Origin of the sequence: Janthinobacterium rivuli, assembly GCF_029690045.1 — a bacterium.
Lineage (GTDB): Bacteria > Pseudomonadota > Gammaproteobacteria > Burkholderiales > Burkholderiaceae_D > Janthinobacterium > Janthinobacterium rivuli.
On sequence record NZ_CP121464.1, the window covers coordinates 1,988,527 to 2,002,821 of the forward strand.

General features: G+C 64.4%; 10 protein-coding genes. All 10 read right to left on the reverse strand.

The window, feature by feature from the left end:
- Nucleotides 1-9: 9 nt before the first annotated feature.
- The 10 genes from P9875_RS09035 to P9875_RS09080 all read right to left on the reverse strand — a co-directional run bounded on the left by P9875_RS09035 (nt 10) and on the right by P9875_RS09080 (nt 14,123).
- The gene (locus tag P9875_RS09035; RefSeq protein ID WP_278318167.1) at nt 10-1,035 is read right to left on the reverse strand and encodes a GGDEF domain-containing response regulator; all 1,026 of its coding nucleotides are present in this window, start codon (nt 1,033-1,035) and stop codon (nt 10-12) included.
- A gap of 10 nt (nt 1,036-1,045) precedes the next feature.
- Nucleotides 1,046-2,098 (reverse strand): chemotaxis-specific protein-glutamate methyltransferase CheB, encoded by a 1,053-nt coding sequence (gene cheB / locus P9875_RS09040; protein WP_278318168.1) that lies wholly within the window; start codon nt 2,096-2,098, stop codon nt 1,046-1,048.
- Nucleotides 2,099-2,108: 10 nt separating this feature from the next.
- Nucleotides 2,109-4,388 (reverse strand): hybrid sensor histidine kinase/response regulator, encoded by a 2,280-nt coding sequence (locus P9875_RS09045; RefSeq protein WP_278318169.1) that lies wholly within the window; start codon nt 4,386-4,388, stop codon nt 2,109-2,111.
- Nucleotides 4,385-5,071, reverse strand: a complete 687-nt coding sequence (locus P9875_RS09050) for a chemotaxis protein CheW (RefSeq protein WP_099404094.1) — start codon at nt 5,069-5,071, stop codon at nt 4,385-4,387. The genes P9875_RS09045 and P9875_RS09050 overlap by 4 nt, the downstream gene beginning before the upstream one ends.
- 9 nt (nt 5,072-5,080) lie before the next feature.
- Nucleotides 5,081-6,322 (reverse strand): CheR family methyltransferase, encoded by a 1,242-nt coding sequence (locus P9875_RS09055; protein WP_278318170.1) that lies wholly within the window; start codon nt 6,320-6,322, stop codon nt 5,081-5,083.
- Complete coding sequence (locus tag P9875_RS09060) at nt 6,319-6,774, reverse strand: chemotaxis protein CheW (RefSeq protein WP_035825958.1); 456 nt, start codon at nt 6,772-6,774, stop codon at nt 6,319-6,321. The genes P9875_RS09055 and P9875_RS09060 overlap by 4 nt, the downstream gene beginning before the upstream one ends.
- Nucleotides 6,775-6,778: 4 nt before the next feature.
- Complete coding sequence (locus P9875_RS09065) at nt 6,779-8,590, reverse strand: methyl-accepting chemotaxis protein (protein ID WP_278318171.1); 1,812 nt, start codon at nt 8,588-8,590, stop codon at nt 6,779-6,781.
- Nucleotides 8,591-8,765: 175 nt separating this feature from the next.
- Nucleotides 8,766-10,001 (reverse strand): argininosuccinate synthase, encoded by a 1,236-nt coding sequence (locus P9875_RS09070; protein ID WP_035825961.1) that lies wholly within the window; start codon nt 9,999-10,001, stop codon nt 8,766-8,768.
- 69 nt (nt 10,002-10,070) lie between these two features.
- Nucleotides 10,071-10,991: an ornithine carbamoyltransferase gene (gene argF / locus P9875_RS09075; RefSeq protein WP_099404090.1), complete on the reverse strand. Its 921-nt coding sequence runs from the start codon at nt 10,989-10,991 to the stop codon at nt 10,071-10,073.
- 282 nt (nt 10,992-11,273) lie between these two features.
- Nucleotides 11,274-14,123 carry an ATP-binding protein gene (locus P9875_RS09080; RefSeq protein WP_278318172.1) on the reverse strand — a complete coding sequence of 950 codons (2,850 nt, stop codon included), beginning with the start codon at nt 14,121-14,123 and terminating at the stop codon, nt 11,274-11,276.
- Between the last annotated feature and the right edge of the window lie 172 nt (nt 14,124-14,295).

Consider the following 14,295-nt stretch of genomic DNA (forward strand, 5'->3'; position numbering starts at 1 on the left):
TGTTAAAAATCAGTCCTGGACGTCATCGGCGCTCAGCACGCTGTTGCGTCCGCCGCGCTTGGCCGCGTACAGGGCCTGGTCCGCGCGGTTGATCAGTTGCTCCACCGTCGAGTCCGGCGACGGCACGATGGTGGCCACGCCGATCGAGATGGTGACGATGCCCGCATCTGCCGCCGGATTCTCGATCTGCAAGCCTTCCAGATGGCGCCGGCACGCTTCGGCGATCAGCAGTGCGCCGGCCGCTTCCGTTTCGGGCAGGATCAGGGCGAACTCTTCGCCGCCGTAACGGGCGGCCAGGTCGTCCGGGCGTTTCAAATGTTCCGTCAGTACGGCGGCGACTTTTTTCAGGCCCAGGTCGCCCGCCAGGTGGCCGAAACGGTCGTTATAGCTCTTGAAATGGTCGATATCGCAGAACAGCAGGCTCAACGGCGTCTTGTCGCGCTGGCCCCGCTGCCATTCGAATTCCAGGGTTTCATCGAAGCGGCGGCGGTTGGCGATGCCCGTCAAGCCATCGAGGGCGGCCAGTTTTTGCAATTCAATATTCGCGTCCGCCAGGTTCTTTTGGCTTTCGCGCAGGAAACGAAAAGCCTGGTCGCGCTGCAAGCGGCTGATGTGCGCGTTGGAATGGTAGCGTATGCGCGCCAGCAACTCCAGGCGATCCGGCAGTTTCACCACATAATCGTTGGCGCCGACGGCAAAGCTGTGCGCCTTCAGTTTCGGGTCATCCTTGGCCGACATCACGATCACGGGCACATGCGCCAGCGCCGCGTTTTCGCGGTACAGCTGGATCAGGCCGAAGCCGTCGATGCCCGGCATCACCAGGTCTTGCAGGATGACGGTCGGTTGCAAGCGCAGCGCCGTGTCCAGCGCCAGGGTGGCGTCGGTCGCGTAATGAAATTCGATATCCTGCTGGTCGCTGAGCATGCGGCGGACTGCCTCGGCAATGATCAACTGGTCGTCCACCAGCAGCACGCTGACCTTGAATTCGGTCAATGCGGGCTCAGGCTGGGTGAAGCTGGAGGAGAATTCTGGCATTGCATTCTTTTCAGATGTTAGGGGAGGGCTCCCACCCATTGTTGAGTTTGGCGCCCAGGCGGCTGCGCAGGCTCGCGCCTATTCTATCCAGAGGCAGGATTTGCTGCGCCGCATCGAGTTCGGCCGCCGCGCGCGGCATGCCGTACACGGCGCTGCTGGCCTGGTCTTGCGCGATCGTCGTCTTGCCGGCGCGGCGCATGGCCAGCAAGCCGTCGCCGCCGTCGCGTCCCATTCCCGTGAGCAATACGCCGATGGCGTCGCCGCGCCAGTGCTGCGCCACGCAGTTGAAGAAGACATCGACGGACGGGCGGTAAACATACTCGCGTGGTGCTGCATCGTAACCCAAACGATAATTTTGATCTAGCAGCAGGTGATCATTGGTCTTGGCGATCAGTACCGTGCCGGATACCAGTTCGTCGCCTTCGGCGATCACGCGCACGGGCATGCTGAGCTGGTCATCGAGCCATTTGGCGAAGTGCGAGGCGAAGGTTTCATCGATGTGCTGCACCACCACGATGGCGCAGCCGGGCGGCGCCGTCCAGCCGGACAGCACCTTGGCCACGGCCGACGGCCCGCCGGTCGAGGCGCCGATGGCCACCAGGGTCGATACATGGCCTTCGCCCCGTTCGCCGCCATTGCCGTTCGTCTGGCGCGGCGGCGGTGCTTCGGCGCTGTGGCGTATCAGCTTGCCGATGGTCTTGATCTTGGCCAGCAGTTCGCTGTCGCCACCCACTTGTCCCTGCAGCACGGGTGTGGCCGTGACGTCGAGCGCACCGGCGCCCAGCGCGCGGAAGACCTGGTTGACATTGTCTTGCGGGCGGCCCGTGACCACCAGGATGGCGCACGGGCTTTGCTCCATGATCAGGCGCGTCGCCTCGACGCCGTCCATCTCCGGCATGTTCAGATCCATCAGGATCAGGTCGGGGCGGTTGCCCTCGCACATGCGCACGGCTTCGAGCCCCGTGCGGGCAATCCACAGCACCTGGTGTTCCTGCGTGCTGGCGACCACGCGGCGCAGGGCTTCGGCGGCCATGGGGACATCATTGGCAATGGCAATTTTCATGAAGTACAACTCATAAGCGGGCATCTCCTATCAGGTCGGCCACCGCGTCGAGCAAGGTCTCGTCGTGGAAGCTGCCTTTGGTCAGATAATAGTCGGCGCCGGCGGACAGGCCGCGCGCGCGGTCTTCCGGACGGTCCTTGTACGACACGATCATCACCGGCAGCTTGTGCAGGTGCAGGTCCTTCTTGATCAGCGAAACGAGTTCGATGCCATCCATGCGCGGCATGTCCACGTCGGTGATCACCAGGTCGTATTCTCCGCTGCGCACCACGTTCCAGCCGTCGATGCCGTCGATGGCCACGTCGACGTCGAAGCCGCGCGCCAGCAGCAGCTTGCGCTCCATCTCGCGCACCGTCAGCGAATCGTCGACGACGAGGATGCGCTTGGCGCGGCGCTGCTGCGCATGGCCCGCCTGCGCCAGCTGGTGCAGGCCGCCTTCGTGCAGCAGCTTGTCGATCGACAGCAGCAAATCGGGCACGTCGAGGATCAGCACCGGTTCGCCGTCGTCGAGCAGGGCGGCGGCGGAAATGTCGCGCATCTTGCCGAAGATCGGATCGATCGCCTGCACCGCCAGGCTTTGTTCGCCGCGGATGGCGTCGACCACCAGCGCATAGCTTTGCTTGCCGCGCCCGATCACCACCACCGGTAAATCGTCGGCCTGGCTGGCCGCTTCGCCCAGTTCCAGCACCTGCGCCGCCGACACCAGGCCCAGATGCTCGCCCTTGAGTTCGAAGAACTGCTTGTTTTCCAGGGTATGGATGGCCGCTTGCGGCACGCGCACCACACTTTCCACCTTGACGATGGGGATGGCGTAGGCTTCACCCTGGATGTCGATCACCAGCGCGCGCACGATCGATTGCGTCAGCGGCAGGGTGATCAGGGCGCGGAAACCCCGCCCCGGTTCCGATTCCAGGCGCACCGTGCCGTTTTGCTGGCGTATCGTTTCGTGCACGATGTCGAGGCCCACGCCGCGCCCGGACAATTGATTCGCCTTTTCCTTCAGGCTGAAGGCGGGCAGGAACAGGAATTCCAGCAGCTCGCCCGGCGACAGCGCGGCGGCCATGGCGGGGCTGGCCATCTTGCGCTCGATGACGGACTGGCGGATTTTCTCCAGGTCGACGCCGCGCCCGTCGTCGCTGATCTCGATGCTCAGCATGCCGGCGCGGTGGCGCGCTTCCATGCGTATCGTGCCCAGCGCTTCCTTGCCCGCGTCGATGCGCTCGTACGGGCCTTCCATGCCATGGTCGATGGCATTGCGCAGCATGTGGTTCAGCGGGCTTTCGATTTTCGCCAGGATGTCGCGGTCGACCAGGGTATCTTCGCCTTCGATCTCCAGCTGCACTTCCTTGCCCAGGCTGCGCGCCAGGTCGCGCACCATGCGCGGGAACGCGTGGATGCCGTCGCGGAAAGGGCGCATGCGCAGGGCCAGCACTTCGTCGACCATGCCTTGCGAAACGGCCAGCAGGCGCCGTTCATAGGTTTCGATGTCGGCGATGTGTTCGAGCATGAACTGCTTCAGGGGCTGCGTCTTTTGCAGCGCCAGCAGCGACTTTTCCATCAGGCCCGCGTCGCCCGAGCGGGCGATGGCTTCGTGCAGGTGCTCGATGGCGGAAAACAGGCTGCTCTGGTTGCGCTTGAAGCGCTGCAGCGCGCCGATGAACGGGTGCATCTGGTGCGCATTGATGCGCGATTCGCTGGCCAGCGACAGCAGTTTGTCGAAGTTTTGCGCCTGGGCCTTGGCCGGTGCGCCCGCGCGCGGCGCGGCAGCGGCAGCCGGTTCTTCGCCGGCCAGGCCGCTGGCCATGGGAGCCTGCGCTTCAGCCACTGGCGGCGGCAAGGGCGCCGCGGTCGAGGGCAGGGCCGGCAATTCGGGCAATTCCGCGATGCCGGCGATGGCGTTCAGGGTCTGGTCGATCTGCGCCGCATTGGCGGCCAGCCACGCTTCGGCGCCCGCGTCGTCCAGGCGCGACAGCTGCACGATCAGGTCGACGCCCGACAGCAGCACGTCGACCCGCTCCGGCGTGAGTTTCAAGCGGCCATGCTGGGCGGCGACGAAGCTGTCTTCCATGCCGTGCGCCAGTTGCACCACCACTTGCAGGCCGACGATGGCGGCGGCGCCCTTGATCGAGTGCGCCGCGCGCATCATTGCTTCGACGGCCGCCGCGTCGCCCGCATGGCGCTCCATGGCCAGCAAACCATCGGTGAGAATCTGGGTCTGGCTGTCCGCCTCCATGCGGAACAGGTCCAGCATGGAAAAGGCACTCAGGTCGCCGTGCTGGTCCTGGCTCATCGTAATAGTCTCGCAAGTTGAAAGCCGATCAGCGCCGTGTCGAGGCAGCCGATGCGCAGGTCGCCCTCGGTGATGACACCGGACAGAAAGCGCGACAGGCCCTTGTTGATGGTGGCCGCCGGCGTTTGCACGGCGCCCGACGCGTAGCGCACGATGCCGTGCAGGTCGGCCACGGGCAGGGCGTAGGCTTGATCTTCCCAGCGCATCAGCAGCAGGCGCGCGAACGTGTGGCGGCCCTTGGCCGGCGGCGCGCCCTGTTCGTCGATGCCCAGCAAACTGGCCAGCGACATGCACGGATACAGCTTGCCGCCGATATTGACGATGCCCGCCAGGCCGCGACCGCTACGGTGCGGCAGCACGTGCGGCTTGGCTTGCGGCGCCACGGAGTCGAACACGCGCGTGGGCAGCGCCAGCCATTCGCGGCCGATGCGAAACACCAGCACCGAGCTGTCGCGCACTTCGCCGCCCGCATCGATCTGGCGGAAGTGGCTGGCCCAGTCGCGCTGGTAGTGTTCATCCACGGGCCGCTGCAGGTTGCGCTGGGCGGCGCCCGCATACACGTCGCAATTGCGGCAATGTACGTTGGCCGGTAGCCTGGGGCAGCTCTGGTCGCCGACCACGCCGATATGGTTCCAGCAGTCGTCGATGGCGGCGGGGGACTCGGTGGCGATGAGGTTTGTCATGCTTGCCCCTTAGTTGGACGCCTGGCGGCGCTGGTAGATGCGCGCCGCACGCGCCTTCAGGGTGGCGGCGGCCGTGTGGTTGCCATTGCGTTCGGCCAGCAGCGACAGGTGGCACAGCGCTTCGTAGTGGTCCGGCTGCAGGTAGATGCAGCGGCGCCAGTAATCGTCGGCCAGGTCCATCTTGCCGGCCAGTTCATTGATGATGCCCAGCATGAAATACGCTTCCGCCGCCTCGGGCGTTCGCGCCAGGTGGGCGTGGCATTTTTCGCCGGCTTCGCGCAGCTGGCCGCGGTCGGCCAGCAGGCGCGCCTCGGCCAGCAAATCGGCCTGTGCGGCTTGCGCGGCGGGCGCCGGCGATGGCACGGACACGGGGCGCGTGCGCACGGCCGCTGGTGCAATGGGGGAGGCGGGAGCGGCAGCGCGCCTTGGCGCGGGCGGCACGCTGCGCAAGGGCAGTGGCGCCACCTGCACCGGCCCGGCCGGCGCCGCCGTTTCCTTCTTCAGGGCGAAAGCCTGGCGGAACTGCAGCGTCGCAAAGCCGTTCTGGCAGAACGACGGCACTTCCGCATAGCCAGCCAGCAGCATGCCGTCGTCGGCCAGCAGGGCGGACAAATTCTCGATGGCGGCGCGCGTGGTCGGCTTGTCAAAGTAGATCAGCAGGTTGCGGCAAAAGATGACGTCGTAGTGGCGGCTGTAGGTGGCCGTGTCGAACTGCAGCAGGTTGCCTTGCCTGAAGGTCACCTGTTCGCGCAAGGAGTCGATGATGCGGTAGGAATCATCGGCCACGTGCGTGAAATAGCGCTCGCGAAAGGCCACGTCCTGCGCGCGGAAGGCGTTGCGGCCATAGATTCCCGCCTGCGCCCGCTCGATGCAGCCGGGGCTCAGGTCGTAGGCGTCGATGCTGAACGCCTGTTTCGGCACGCCGCCGTCGCGCAGCGCCATGGCCATCGAATACGGTTCCTCGCCGCCCGCGCACGGGATCGACAGGATGCGCGTGGCGCGTCCCCGTGCCCAGCGCTCCTGCACCAGTTCGACGGTGGCGTAGAAGGCCTGCGGGTCGCGGAACAGCCACGATTCCGGCACCACCACCAGTTCGATCAATTGCGTCATTTCGGCCGGCGTGAGCGCCTGCAGGTAGGCCTCGCTATCGCTGAAGCCCGTTTGCTCCATGCGCTGGCCGACGGCCCGTTCGGCCACGGACTTGGAAACGGACAGGCCGGTCGCGCGGCGCAGCAGGGCTTGCGCCGTCATGCCGCACCCGCGTCTTGAAACAGCAGCGCGCGCACGTCCGGCGGCAGCAGGTGCTCGAGTTCGACCAGTTGCACGATGCCGTCGGCGTCGCTGGCCACCTGGCCCAGGAAGGGCGCCGTCGCCACGCCGCTATCCTCGAGCTTTTCCGCAGCGATGTCGGCGATGCCGCGCACCTGCGTGGCCATCAAGCCCAGCGCATGCGTGGCGCCGCCGGGCGCGCGGTAGTCGACGATGACGATGCGCGTGTCGAATTGCGCGGCGGCGGCCGGCAGCCCGGCCAGACGCGACAGGTCGATCACGGGCACGGGCGTGCCGTGCAAGTCCATCAGGCCGGCCACGTAGTCTGGCGTGAGCGGCAACTGTTTCAGCTCCAGCAGCGGCAGGACACGCACGATGCCGGCCAGGGGCAGGCCATAGCGGTCGCGTCCGATGTGAAAGAGCAGCACTTTCATGGGATCAGATGGTGACGGCGAAGGTCGACACGCTCGACTGCAGGTCGCCCGCCGCATATTGCAGCTGGTGCACCGCTTCGCTGGTGGCTTTCAGCGATTCCACCGTTTGCTGGGTAGCGTCGTTGAGCTGCATCATGGTGTCGGAAATTTGCGAGGCGCCGATCGCCTGCGACTGCATGCCTTGCAGCACGGCATCGAATTGCGGCGTGAGTTTTTGTACCTGGTCCATCACGGACGACAATTGTTCCGCCACTTGCCGCACTTCGCCCACGCTGCGGCGAATTTCTTCCGAGAATTTATCCATGCCCATCACGCTGGCGGACACGGCCGACTGCATTTCCTTGAGCATTTGCTCGATATCCCACGTGGAAACGGAGGTCTGGTCGGCCAGGCGGCGGATTTCCGTCGCCACGACGGAAAAGCCGCGGCCCGCCTCGCCCGCTTTTTCCGCCTCGATGGCGGCGTTCAGCGACAGGATGTTGGTCTGGTCGGCCACCTTGGTGATGGTGATCAGCACGCTATTGATATTGCTGGCTTTTTCCGACAGGGCCGCCAGCTTGGCGTTGATGGAATCGGTGGCCGAAACCATGTGCTGCATGGTCGAGTCCATGCGCTTGAGGTTATTTTGCGCTTCGGCAGTGGCATTCGTCGTGTAGTCGGCCACGGCGGTGGCGTCTTCCATTGTTTTGAGCAACTGGCTCGTGTTGGCCGAGATTTCCTTGGTGGTGCTGAGAATTTCCACGCTCGTTTGTGCTTGCTCGATGCCCGTGGCTTCCTGCTGGCGTGCCGAGGCGGCGATTTCCGTGGCGGACGTCGTCACCTGGATGCCGGCCTTTTGCACATTGTTGAGCAGGCTGCGCAGATTTTCGAACATCTTCGCCAGGCCGTTGCCCAGCTGGCCGATGGCGTCGCTGCCCGTGATGCCGACCTTGCCCGTCAGGTCGCCCGAGGCGGCCTTCGAGACCACTTCCAGCAGCGAATCGACCTTGGCCCGCAAGGTGTTGGTGGCGGCCAGTTCGTTTGCCTGGTTGTCCTGGATGGTTTGCGCCATGCGGTTGAATTCTTCCGTCACCTTGCCCAGCTCGTCGCGCGAGAGGATGGCGGCGCGCGCGCTCTGCTCGCCACCGGCGATGCGCCCGACGGCATCCGTCAGATTGTTCAGCGGGCCGAGGATGGCACGGCCGAGCAGGTAGGCAATACCCAGCGCCAGCGCCACGCACAGCAGGCCGCCCAGCGCCAGGGTCAGCATCATGGTTTCCTGCAACTTTGCCGTGGTGGCCGTGCGTTCGGCCAGCAAGCGCGATTCTTCGGCGGCGACTTCGTCGAGCAGCTTGTTGGCCTGCTTGACGGCAGGGTAGCCGCCGGGCGGCATGGTGCGCGCCACCGCTTCCGTGGCGCCCGGCGCATTGCCCAGCGCGCGGCGTTTTTCGATCAGGGGAGCGATCCACTCCTTGACCCAGGTGGCGGTCAGCGCGTCGATCTTGCGGAAGCGCTCCGACTGCACCTTGTTGTCGACCGTCATGGCGATGGCTTTTTGCGTGTGCTGGCTCAGCACCGCCATTTCATCGGTCTCCGGTGTCAGCGACGTTTCACTGCCTGTGAGGATGAAACCGCGCGCTTCCACCTGGATTTGCAGGATGGAATTGTGAATCCTGTCGATCTCGACCAGCACTTCCATCGTGTGGCGGTCCCAGGCATTGGCTTCCGACAGGCGCGAAAAGCTGTTGTAGGCCACGCCCAGCAGGATCAGGATGATGGCCACGATGGAGCCGAAGCCCAGGTACAGTTTATTCTTGATACTCAGGTCTTTGAACATGGGAGGGCTCCGGAAGCGGGAAGGTCAGCACAATTGCACTGTAGCATTTTGCCATGCGGACAGCAAAATGGGGGGCGTGCCGGGGCGTAAATCGCGGCAGAGTGCGCTGTAAACGAAAAAAGCCGCCCGTGGGCGGCTTCGGTGGATGCGGGAGGTAGTGCCTCCCGGCAACTAGTTACTTCTGGCCGCGCTTTTCGCGGGCGATGGCGGCGATGCGCATGCGCAAGGCGTTCAGCTTGATGAAGCCGCCGGCGTCGGCCTGGTTGTAGGCGCCGCCGTCTTCGTCGAAGGTGGCGATGTTCATGTCGAACAGCGAATCCGTCTTCGAATCGCGCGAAACGACGATGACATTGCCCTTGTACAGCTTGATGCGTACCCAGCCGTTCACGGTTTCCTGCGTGTGGTCGATCAGGGTTTGCAGGGCAACGCGCTCAGGCGCCCACCAGTAGCCGTTGTAGATCATCGACGCGTAGCGCGGCATCAGGTCATCTTTCAGGTGGGCCACTTCGCGGTCCAGGGTGATCGATTCGATGGCGCGGTGGGCTTTCAGCATGATGGTGCCGCCCGGGGTTTCATAGCAGCCGCGCGACTTCATGCCGACATAGCGGTTTTCCACCAGGTCCAGGCGTCCCACGCCATGCTTGCCGCCAACTTTGTTCAGTTCGGCCAGCACGGTGGCAGGCGACATGCGCACGCCGTTGATGGCGACGATATCGCCTTTTTCGTATTCGATGTCCAGGTATTCCGCTTCGTCCGGGGCGTTTTCCGGGCTGACGGTCCAGCGCCACATCGTTTCTTCTGCTTCGGCGCTCGGGTTTTCCAGGTGGCGGCCTTCAAAGCTGATGTGCAGCAAGTTGGCATCCATCGAATACGGCGCGCCGCCGTTCTTGTGCTTCATGTCGATTTCGATGCCGGCGTCTTCCGCGTACTTCAGCAGTTTTTCGCGCGACAGCAGGTCCCACTCGCGCCATGGCGCGATGATTTTCACGCCTGGCTTGAGGGCGTAGGCGCCCAGTTCGAAACGCACCTGGTCGTTACCCTTGCCGGTCGCGCCGTGCGAGATGGCGTCGGCGCCGGTGGCGTTGGCGATTTCGATCAGGCGCTTGGCGATCAAAGGACGGGCGATCGAGGTACCCAGCAGGTACTCGCCTTCATACACGGTGTTGGCGCGGAACATCGGGAAGACGAAATCGCGCACGAATTCTTCGCGGACGTCTTCGATATGGATGTTTTCCGGCTTGATGCCGAACTTGATTGCCTTGGCGCGCGCCGGTTCCAGTTCTTCGCCCTGGCCCAGGTCGGCCGTGAAGGTGACGATTTCGCACTGGTAGTTATCTTGCAGCCACTTCAGGATGACGGAGGTGTCGAGTCCGCCGGAATAGGCCAGGACTACTTTTTTAATGTCGCTCATATTGCTTCCAGTTGTCGTTGTCGATGTATGTGTTGCGATGCTGCCGGGAGTTCTGCAGTTCCAGGCGAATTATTGGATTTTACCGAGTAACAGGTATTCAATCAGCGCTTTTTGCACGTGCAAGCGGTTTTCCGCCTCGTCCCACACCACCGATTGCGGACCGTCGATGACTTCGGCGGCCACTTCCTCGCCGCGGTGGGCAGGCAGGCAGTGCATGAACAGGGCGTCGGGCGCGGCGCGGGACATCTTCGCGCCATCGACGATCCAGCCGTCGAAGGCGGCGATACGGGCCGCGTTTTCCGCTTCGTAACCCATGCTGGTCCACACGTCCGTGTTGACCAGGTGCGCGCCTTCGCAGGCGTCCGACGGGTTGGCGAAGAAGGTGTAGCGCTCGGTTTTGACTTGCGACAGGTCGATGTCGTAGCCCTTTGGTGTCGACACGTTGACGTGGAAGCCGAACACTTCGGCCGCCTGCAGCCACGAGTACAGCATGTTGTTGGCGTCGCCGATCCAGGCGACGACCTTGCCGGCGATCGAGCCGCGGTGTTCGATGTAGGTGAAGATGTCGGCAAAGACTTGGCACGGGTGGTGTTCATTGGTCAGTCCATTGATCACCGGCACGCGCGAATTGGCGGCGAAACGCTCAATGATTTCCTGGCCGAAGGTACGCACCATGATGATGTCGCACATGCGCGACATGACCTGGCCCGCGTCTTCCACCGGCTCGCCGCGGCCCAGCTGGGAATCGCGCGTGTTCAGGTAGATGGCGGCGCCGCCCAGCTGGTGCATGCCGGCTTCGAACGACAATCGCGTGCGGGTCGAGTTCTTTTCAAAGACCATCACCAGGGTGCGGTCGATCAATGGATGGTAGATTTCGTAGTTCTTGAACTTGCGCTTGATCAGATGGGCGCGTTCGATCACATATTCATACTCTTCCAACGTGAAATCGGAGAACTGGAGGTAGTGCTTGATCGGTTTTTTTGTCGACATAATGACCACTTGAAGATGCGCAGGCCGCCGGCGGCGTGCCTTTCCCGCCGGGTTGCATCAGCGTACAACATCTCGTCTGATGACTGCCTCGCCCGGCGCGCTGCTGTGTTGATCGGTGCCCGTGCCTGTTTGTCGCGCGGGTCGATGCGGTTTGCCAAGTTGTAAATCATGCAATGGCAGGGACTTCAGCCGTTCAATTATAAGGGTTTTGCTTTTAGATTGGAAAGACTGGCCGGACGCGTACTTGTATAGGCAAGCCTGCGCCCGGGCAAACGGTGGTGGTTAATAGATGCTGGCGGGCGCGGCGCCGTCCAGCTGCGGCGCTTCCAGCGGCAAGTCCAGGGTGAAGCGCGTGCCGGCGGGGCTGCTGGCCACCTGGATGGTGCCGCCCAGCAGGGCCGTGACGATGTTGTAGCTGATCGACAAACCCAGGCCGCTGCCGCCCTGGCCCAGCTTGGTGGTAAAGAAGGGGTCGAAGATGCGCGACAAATGCTGTTCGGCGATGCCGCCGCCATTGTCCTCGAAGACGATGTGCACGCGCGCCGCCTCCATCGTGGCGGACAAACGCATGCAGCCCGTGCCGGCGCCGCCATCGTTGGGCGCGGGGGCGAAGGCGTGCAGCAGGGCATTGTTGATCAGATTGGTGATCACCTGGCCAAACGGACCCGGATAGCTGTCCATGGCGATGCCGAAGGCTATCTCCACTTCGATGCGGTGGCCCGAACTGCGGATGCGGTTCATGACGGTGGCGATGATTTCATTGCTTACTTGTTGCAAGTCAAACCGGCGCCGCTGCTCGGTGGTGCGGTCGACGGCTACCTGCTTGAAACTGTTGACCAGGTCGGCCGCGCTGCGCAGGCCGCGCATCACCAGCGCCGACGCCTTGCCCGCATCGTCGATGAAGGCGGCCAGGTCCGAGCGGCGCAGGCCGGGACCGTTCATCAGGCGTTCCACGTCTTCCGTCTTTTGCTGCATGGTGCTGGCGATTAATAAACTGTTGCCGATCGGGGTATTGAGTTCATGCGCCACGCCGGCCATCAAGGAACCGAGGGCGGCCAGTTTTTCCTGCGATACCAGTTGCGCCTGGGCATCTTGCAATTGCCGGTAGGCGCTGGCGTTGTCGAGCGCGATGGCGCCATACGCGCACAGGGTACGGAAGATCAGCCGCTCGCGTTCGCCATACGCATTGGCGTGGCAAGCTTGCACCGTCATCACGCCCAGCACGCGTTCGCCCACCATCAGCGGTACGTACAGCACGCTCTGGTTATGCAGGGTGCCGGGCACCGTGTAGGCGTGGCGGCGCGGCGGCACCTGGTCGATATACACTTCGCGCCGGCCCAGCAGGCAGCGCACGGAGTAGGCGCGTGGATTGTTCAGTGGAATGGCGTTGTCGGACAGGGGCCGGCCCGCTTCCATGCCATGCGCGCGGCGCAGCGCCGTGCCCGCCGCGTCGAGCATGTAGACGGCAAAGGTGTTGACTGGCAGCAAAGCGTGCACGTGGCGGTCGAGCACCTGGAACACGGCGCTGGCATCGAGGTGGGTGGTGATTTCCTGGCCGATGGCCGACAACCGTTCCAGGGTGTCGCTGGTCTGCTGCAGCACTTCGGCGCGGCGCGCTTCGGAGGCGGCCAGCTCGCGGTGGTGATAGCCTTCCGAGCGCGCATGTTCCGTCTGGTGGTAGACCTGCATGGCGGTGGCGCGGTTGCTCGCCTGCTGGGTGTGGCTTTTTTCGCGCGCCATGCCCGCATCGAGGGCGATATCGTAGGCGCGCGCATAGTCGCCCGCATGCGCGTATTCGCGCGCCAGCGCATCGAGCAGTTCGCCGGGCGGCGAATAGCCGTCGATGGAGGCGGCCACCTGCAGCGCCTGGTGCAGGAAATGCAGGGCGGGATTACGTTCCAGCATGCCTGCGGGCGGCGGCAGCTCATGGCGTGCATGCAGCATGGACAAGACGCGCAGCGCCGCCACTTGGTGCATGGCGTCGCCTTGCGCGGTGGCCAGCTGGCAAGCCCGTTCGGCCGCCTGCAGCGCTTCGTCCGGGCGGTCCAGGTAGGACAGCGCGTGAGCGCTGCCGCGCTGGGCCATGCTGCGGAAATCGGCCTGGCCCAGCGCTTCGGCCCGCTGCGCCAGCCGGCTGAAGGCATCGAGCGCCGTGTCGTAGTCGCCCTTGTCCAGGCTCAGTTCGCCCAGGTGGAACAGGGCGTTGGCATAGGTGCGCGCGCCCGACATGGGCGCCAGCAGGTGCAGCGCCTGGCGCAGCAAGTCTTCGGCCGTGGCCAGACGTCCCAGCTTGCGCATGGTTTCGGCCGTATGCGTCTGGCAGGCGCCGATGCTGCGCGGCCAGCCGGTGGGACGCGCCAGATCCAGCGCGCACTGCATCCATTCGAGGGCCGATTCGTTGTCGTTAAGGCTGGAAAAACAATCGCCGATATTGATGGCGGCCGTGATGGCGCCGCGCAGCTGGCCGCTTTCCAGCGCCGCTTCATAGCTTTGCATGTAGTGGCCGGCGGCCGTGCCCAGGTCGCGCGAGGTGTGCGCCAGCAAGCCGCGGAAGTCATGCACCCAGGCAGCGAGCGGCGCGGGCAGCTTGCCGCTGGCGCAGTCGGCCTGGAATGCGGCGCCCCAGCGCGCTTGGGCGGCCGGCGCATCGCGCAACACGGCCCAGCGCGCCGTGGCGGCGTCGGCCAGGCTGGCGCGCATCGCATCGCCGGCGCTGCGCGCTTGTCCGGCAGCGGCCAGCAGTTCGGCATCGCAGCGGACGTGGTCGCCCCGGTCGACGGCAATCGAGGACAGCAGCCAGTGTGCATCGGCGCAGGCGGCGCCGTCGCCGTGCGCGCACAGGATGGCGTGCGCCGCCATCGCCAGGCTTTCGGCCGCATCGAGCGCCCCTTGCAGCCAGGATATTTCCGCCTGCACCAGTTGCAGACGCGCCTGCGCGATGGCCAGGGCGTGGTCCGGCAGTTGGGCCTGGGGCAGCAAGGACGCCGCTTCGGCCGCATGGTGCAGCGCCTGCGCGCAGTTGCGCTGGCGCAAATGCCATGCCAGCAGCATCAGCAAGGGCAAGCGCTCCAGGGCGCGCAATGGCCGCAGTGTGTCTTCCCACTGTGCAATGTCATGTTCGAGTGCGAACATTTCCATCCGAAATCTCCCGCAAGGCGATGGTGTTGGCCCGCGGCCAGTGACACCTTATTGGATCGCATTGTAAGCTGCATTCGGATGCAGTTGTTTGGCTGACTCGACAGTATTTTTTGCGCATACCCGTTCGGACTGCGCAAAGCAGGCGGGGCGTGCACCAGCCCCTGCC

Bases quoted from the DNA above. Each gene is read 5' to 3' on its own strand.
- P9875_RS09035 (WP_278318167.1), bottom strand. From the start codon at position 1,035: ATGCCAGAATTCTCCTCCAGCTTCACCCAGCCTGAGCCCGCATTGACC.
- cheB (WP_278318168.1), bottom strand. From the start codon at position 2,098: ATGAAAATTGCCATTGCCAATGATGTCCCCATGGCCGCCGAAGCCCTG.
- P9875_RS09045 (WP_278318169.1), bottom strand. From the start codon at position 4,388: ATGAGCCAGGACCAGCACGGCGACCTGAGTGCCTTTTCCATGCTGGAC.
- P9875_RS09050 (WP_099404094.1), bottom strand. From the start codon at position 5,071: ATGACAAACCTCATCGCCACCGAGTCCCCCGCCGCCATCGACGACTGC.
- P9875_RS09055 (WP_278318170.1), bottom strand. From the start codon at position 6,322: ATGACGGCGCAAGCCCTGCTGCGCCGCGCGACCGGCCTGTCCGTTTCC.
- P9875_RS09060 (WP_035825958.1), bottom strand. From the start codon at position 6,774: ATGAAAGTGCTGCTCTTTCACATCGGACGCGACCGCTATGGCCTGCCC.
- P9875_RS09065 (WP_278318171.1), bottom strand. From the start codon at position 8,590: ATGTTCAAAGACCTGAGTATCAAGAATAAACTGTACCTGGGCTTCGGC.
- P9875_RS09070 (WP_035825961.1), bottom strand. From the start codon at position 10,001: ATGAGCGACATTAAAAAAGTAGTCCTGGCCTATTCCGGCGGACTCGAC.
- argF (WP_099404090.1), bottom strand. From the start codon at position 10,991: ATGTCGACAAAAAAACCGATCAAGCACTACCTCCAGTTCTCCGATTTC.
- P9875_RS09080 (WP_278318172.1), bottom strand. From the start codon at position 14,123: ATGTTCGCACTCGAACATGACATTGCACAGTGGGAAGACACACTGCGG.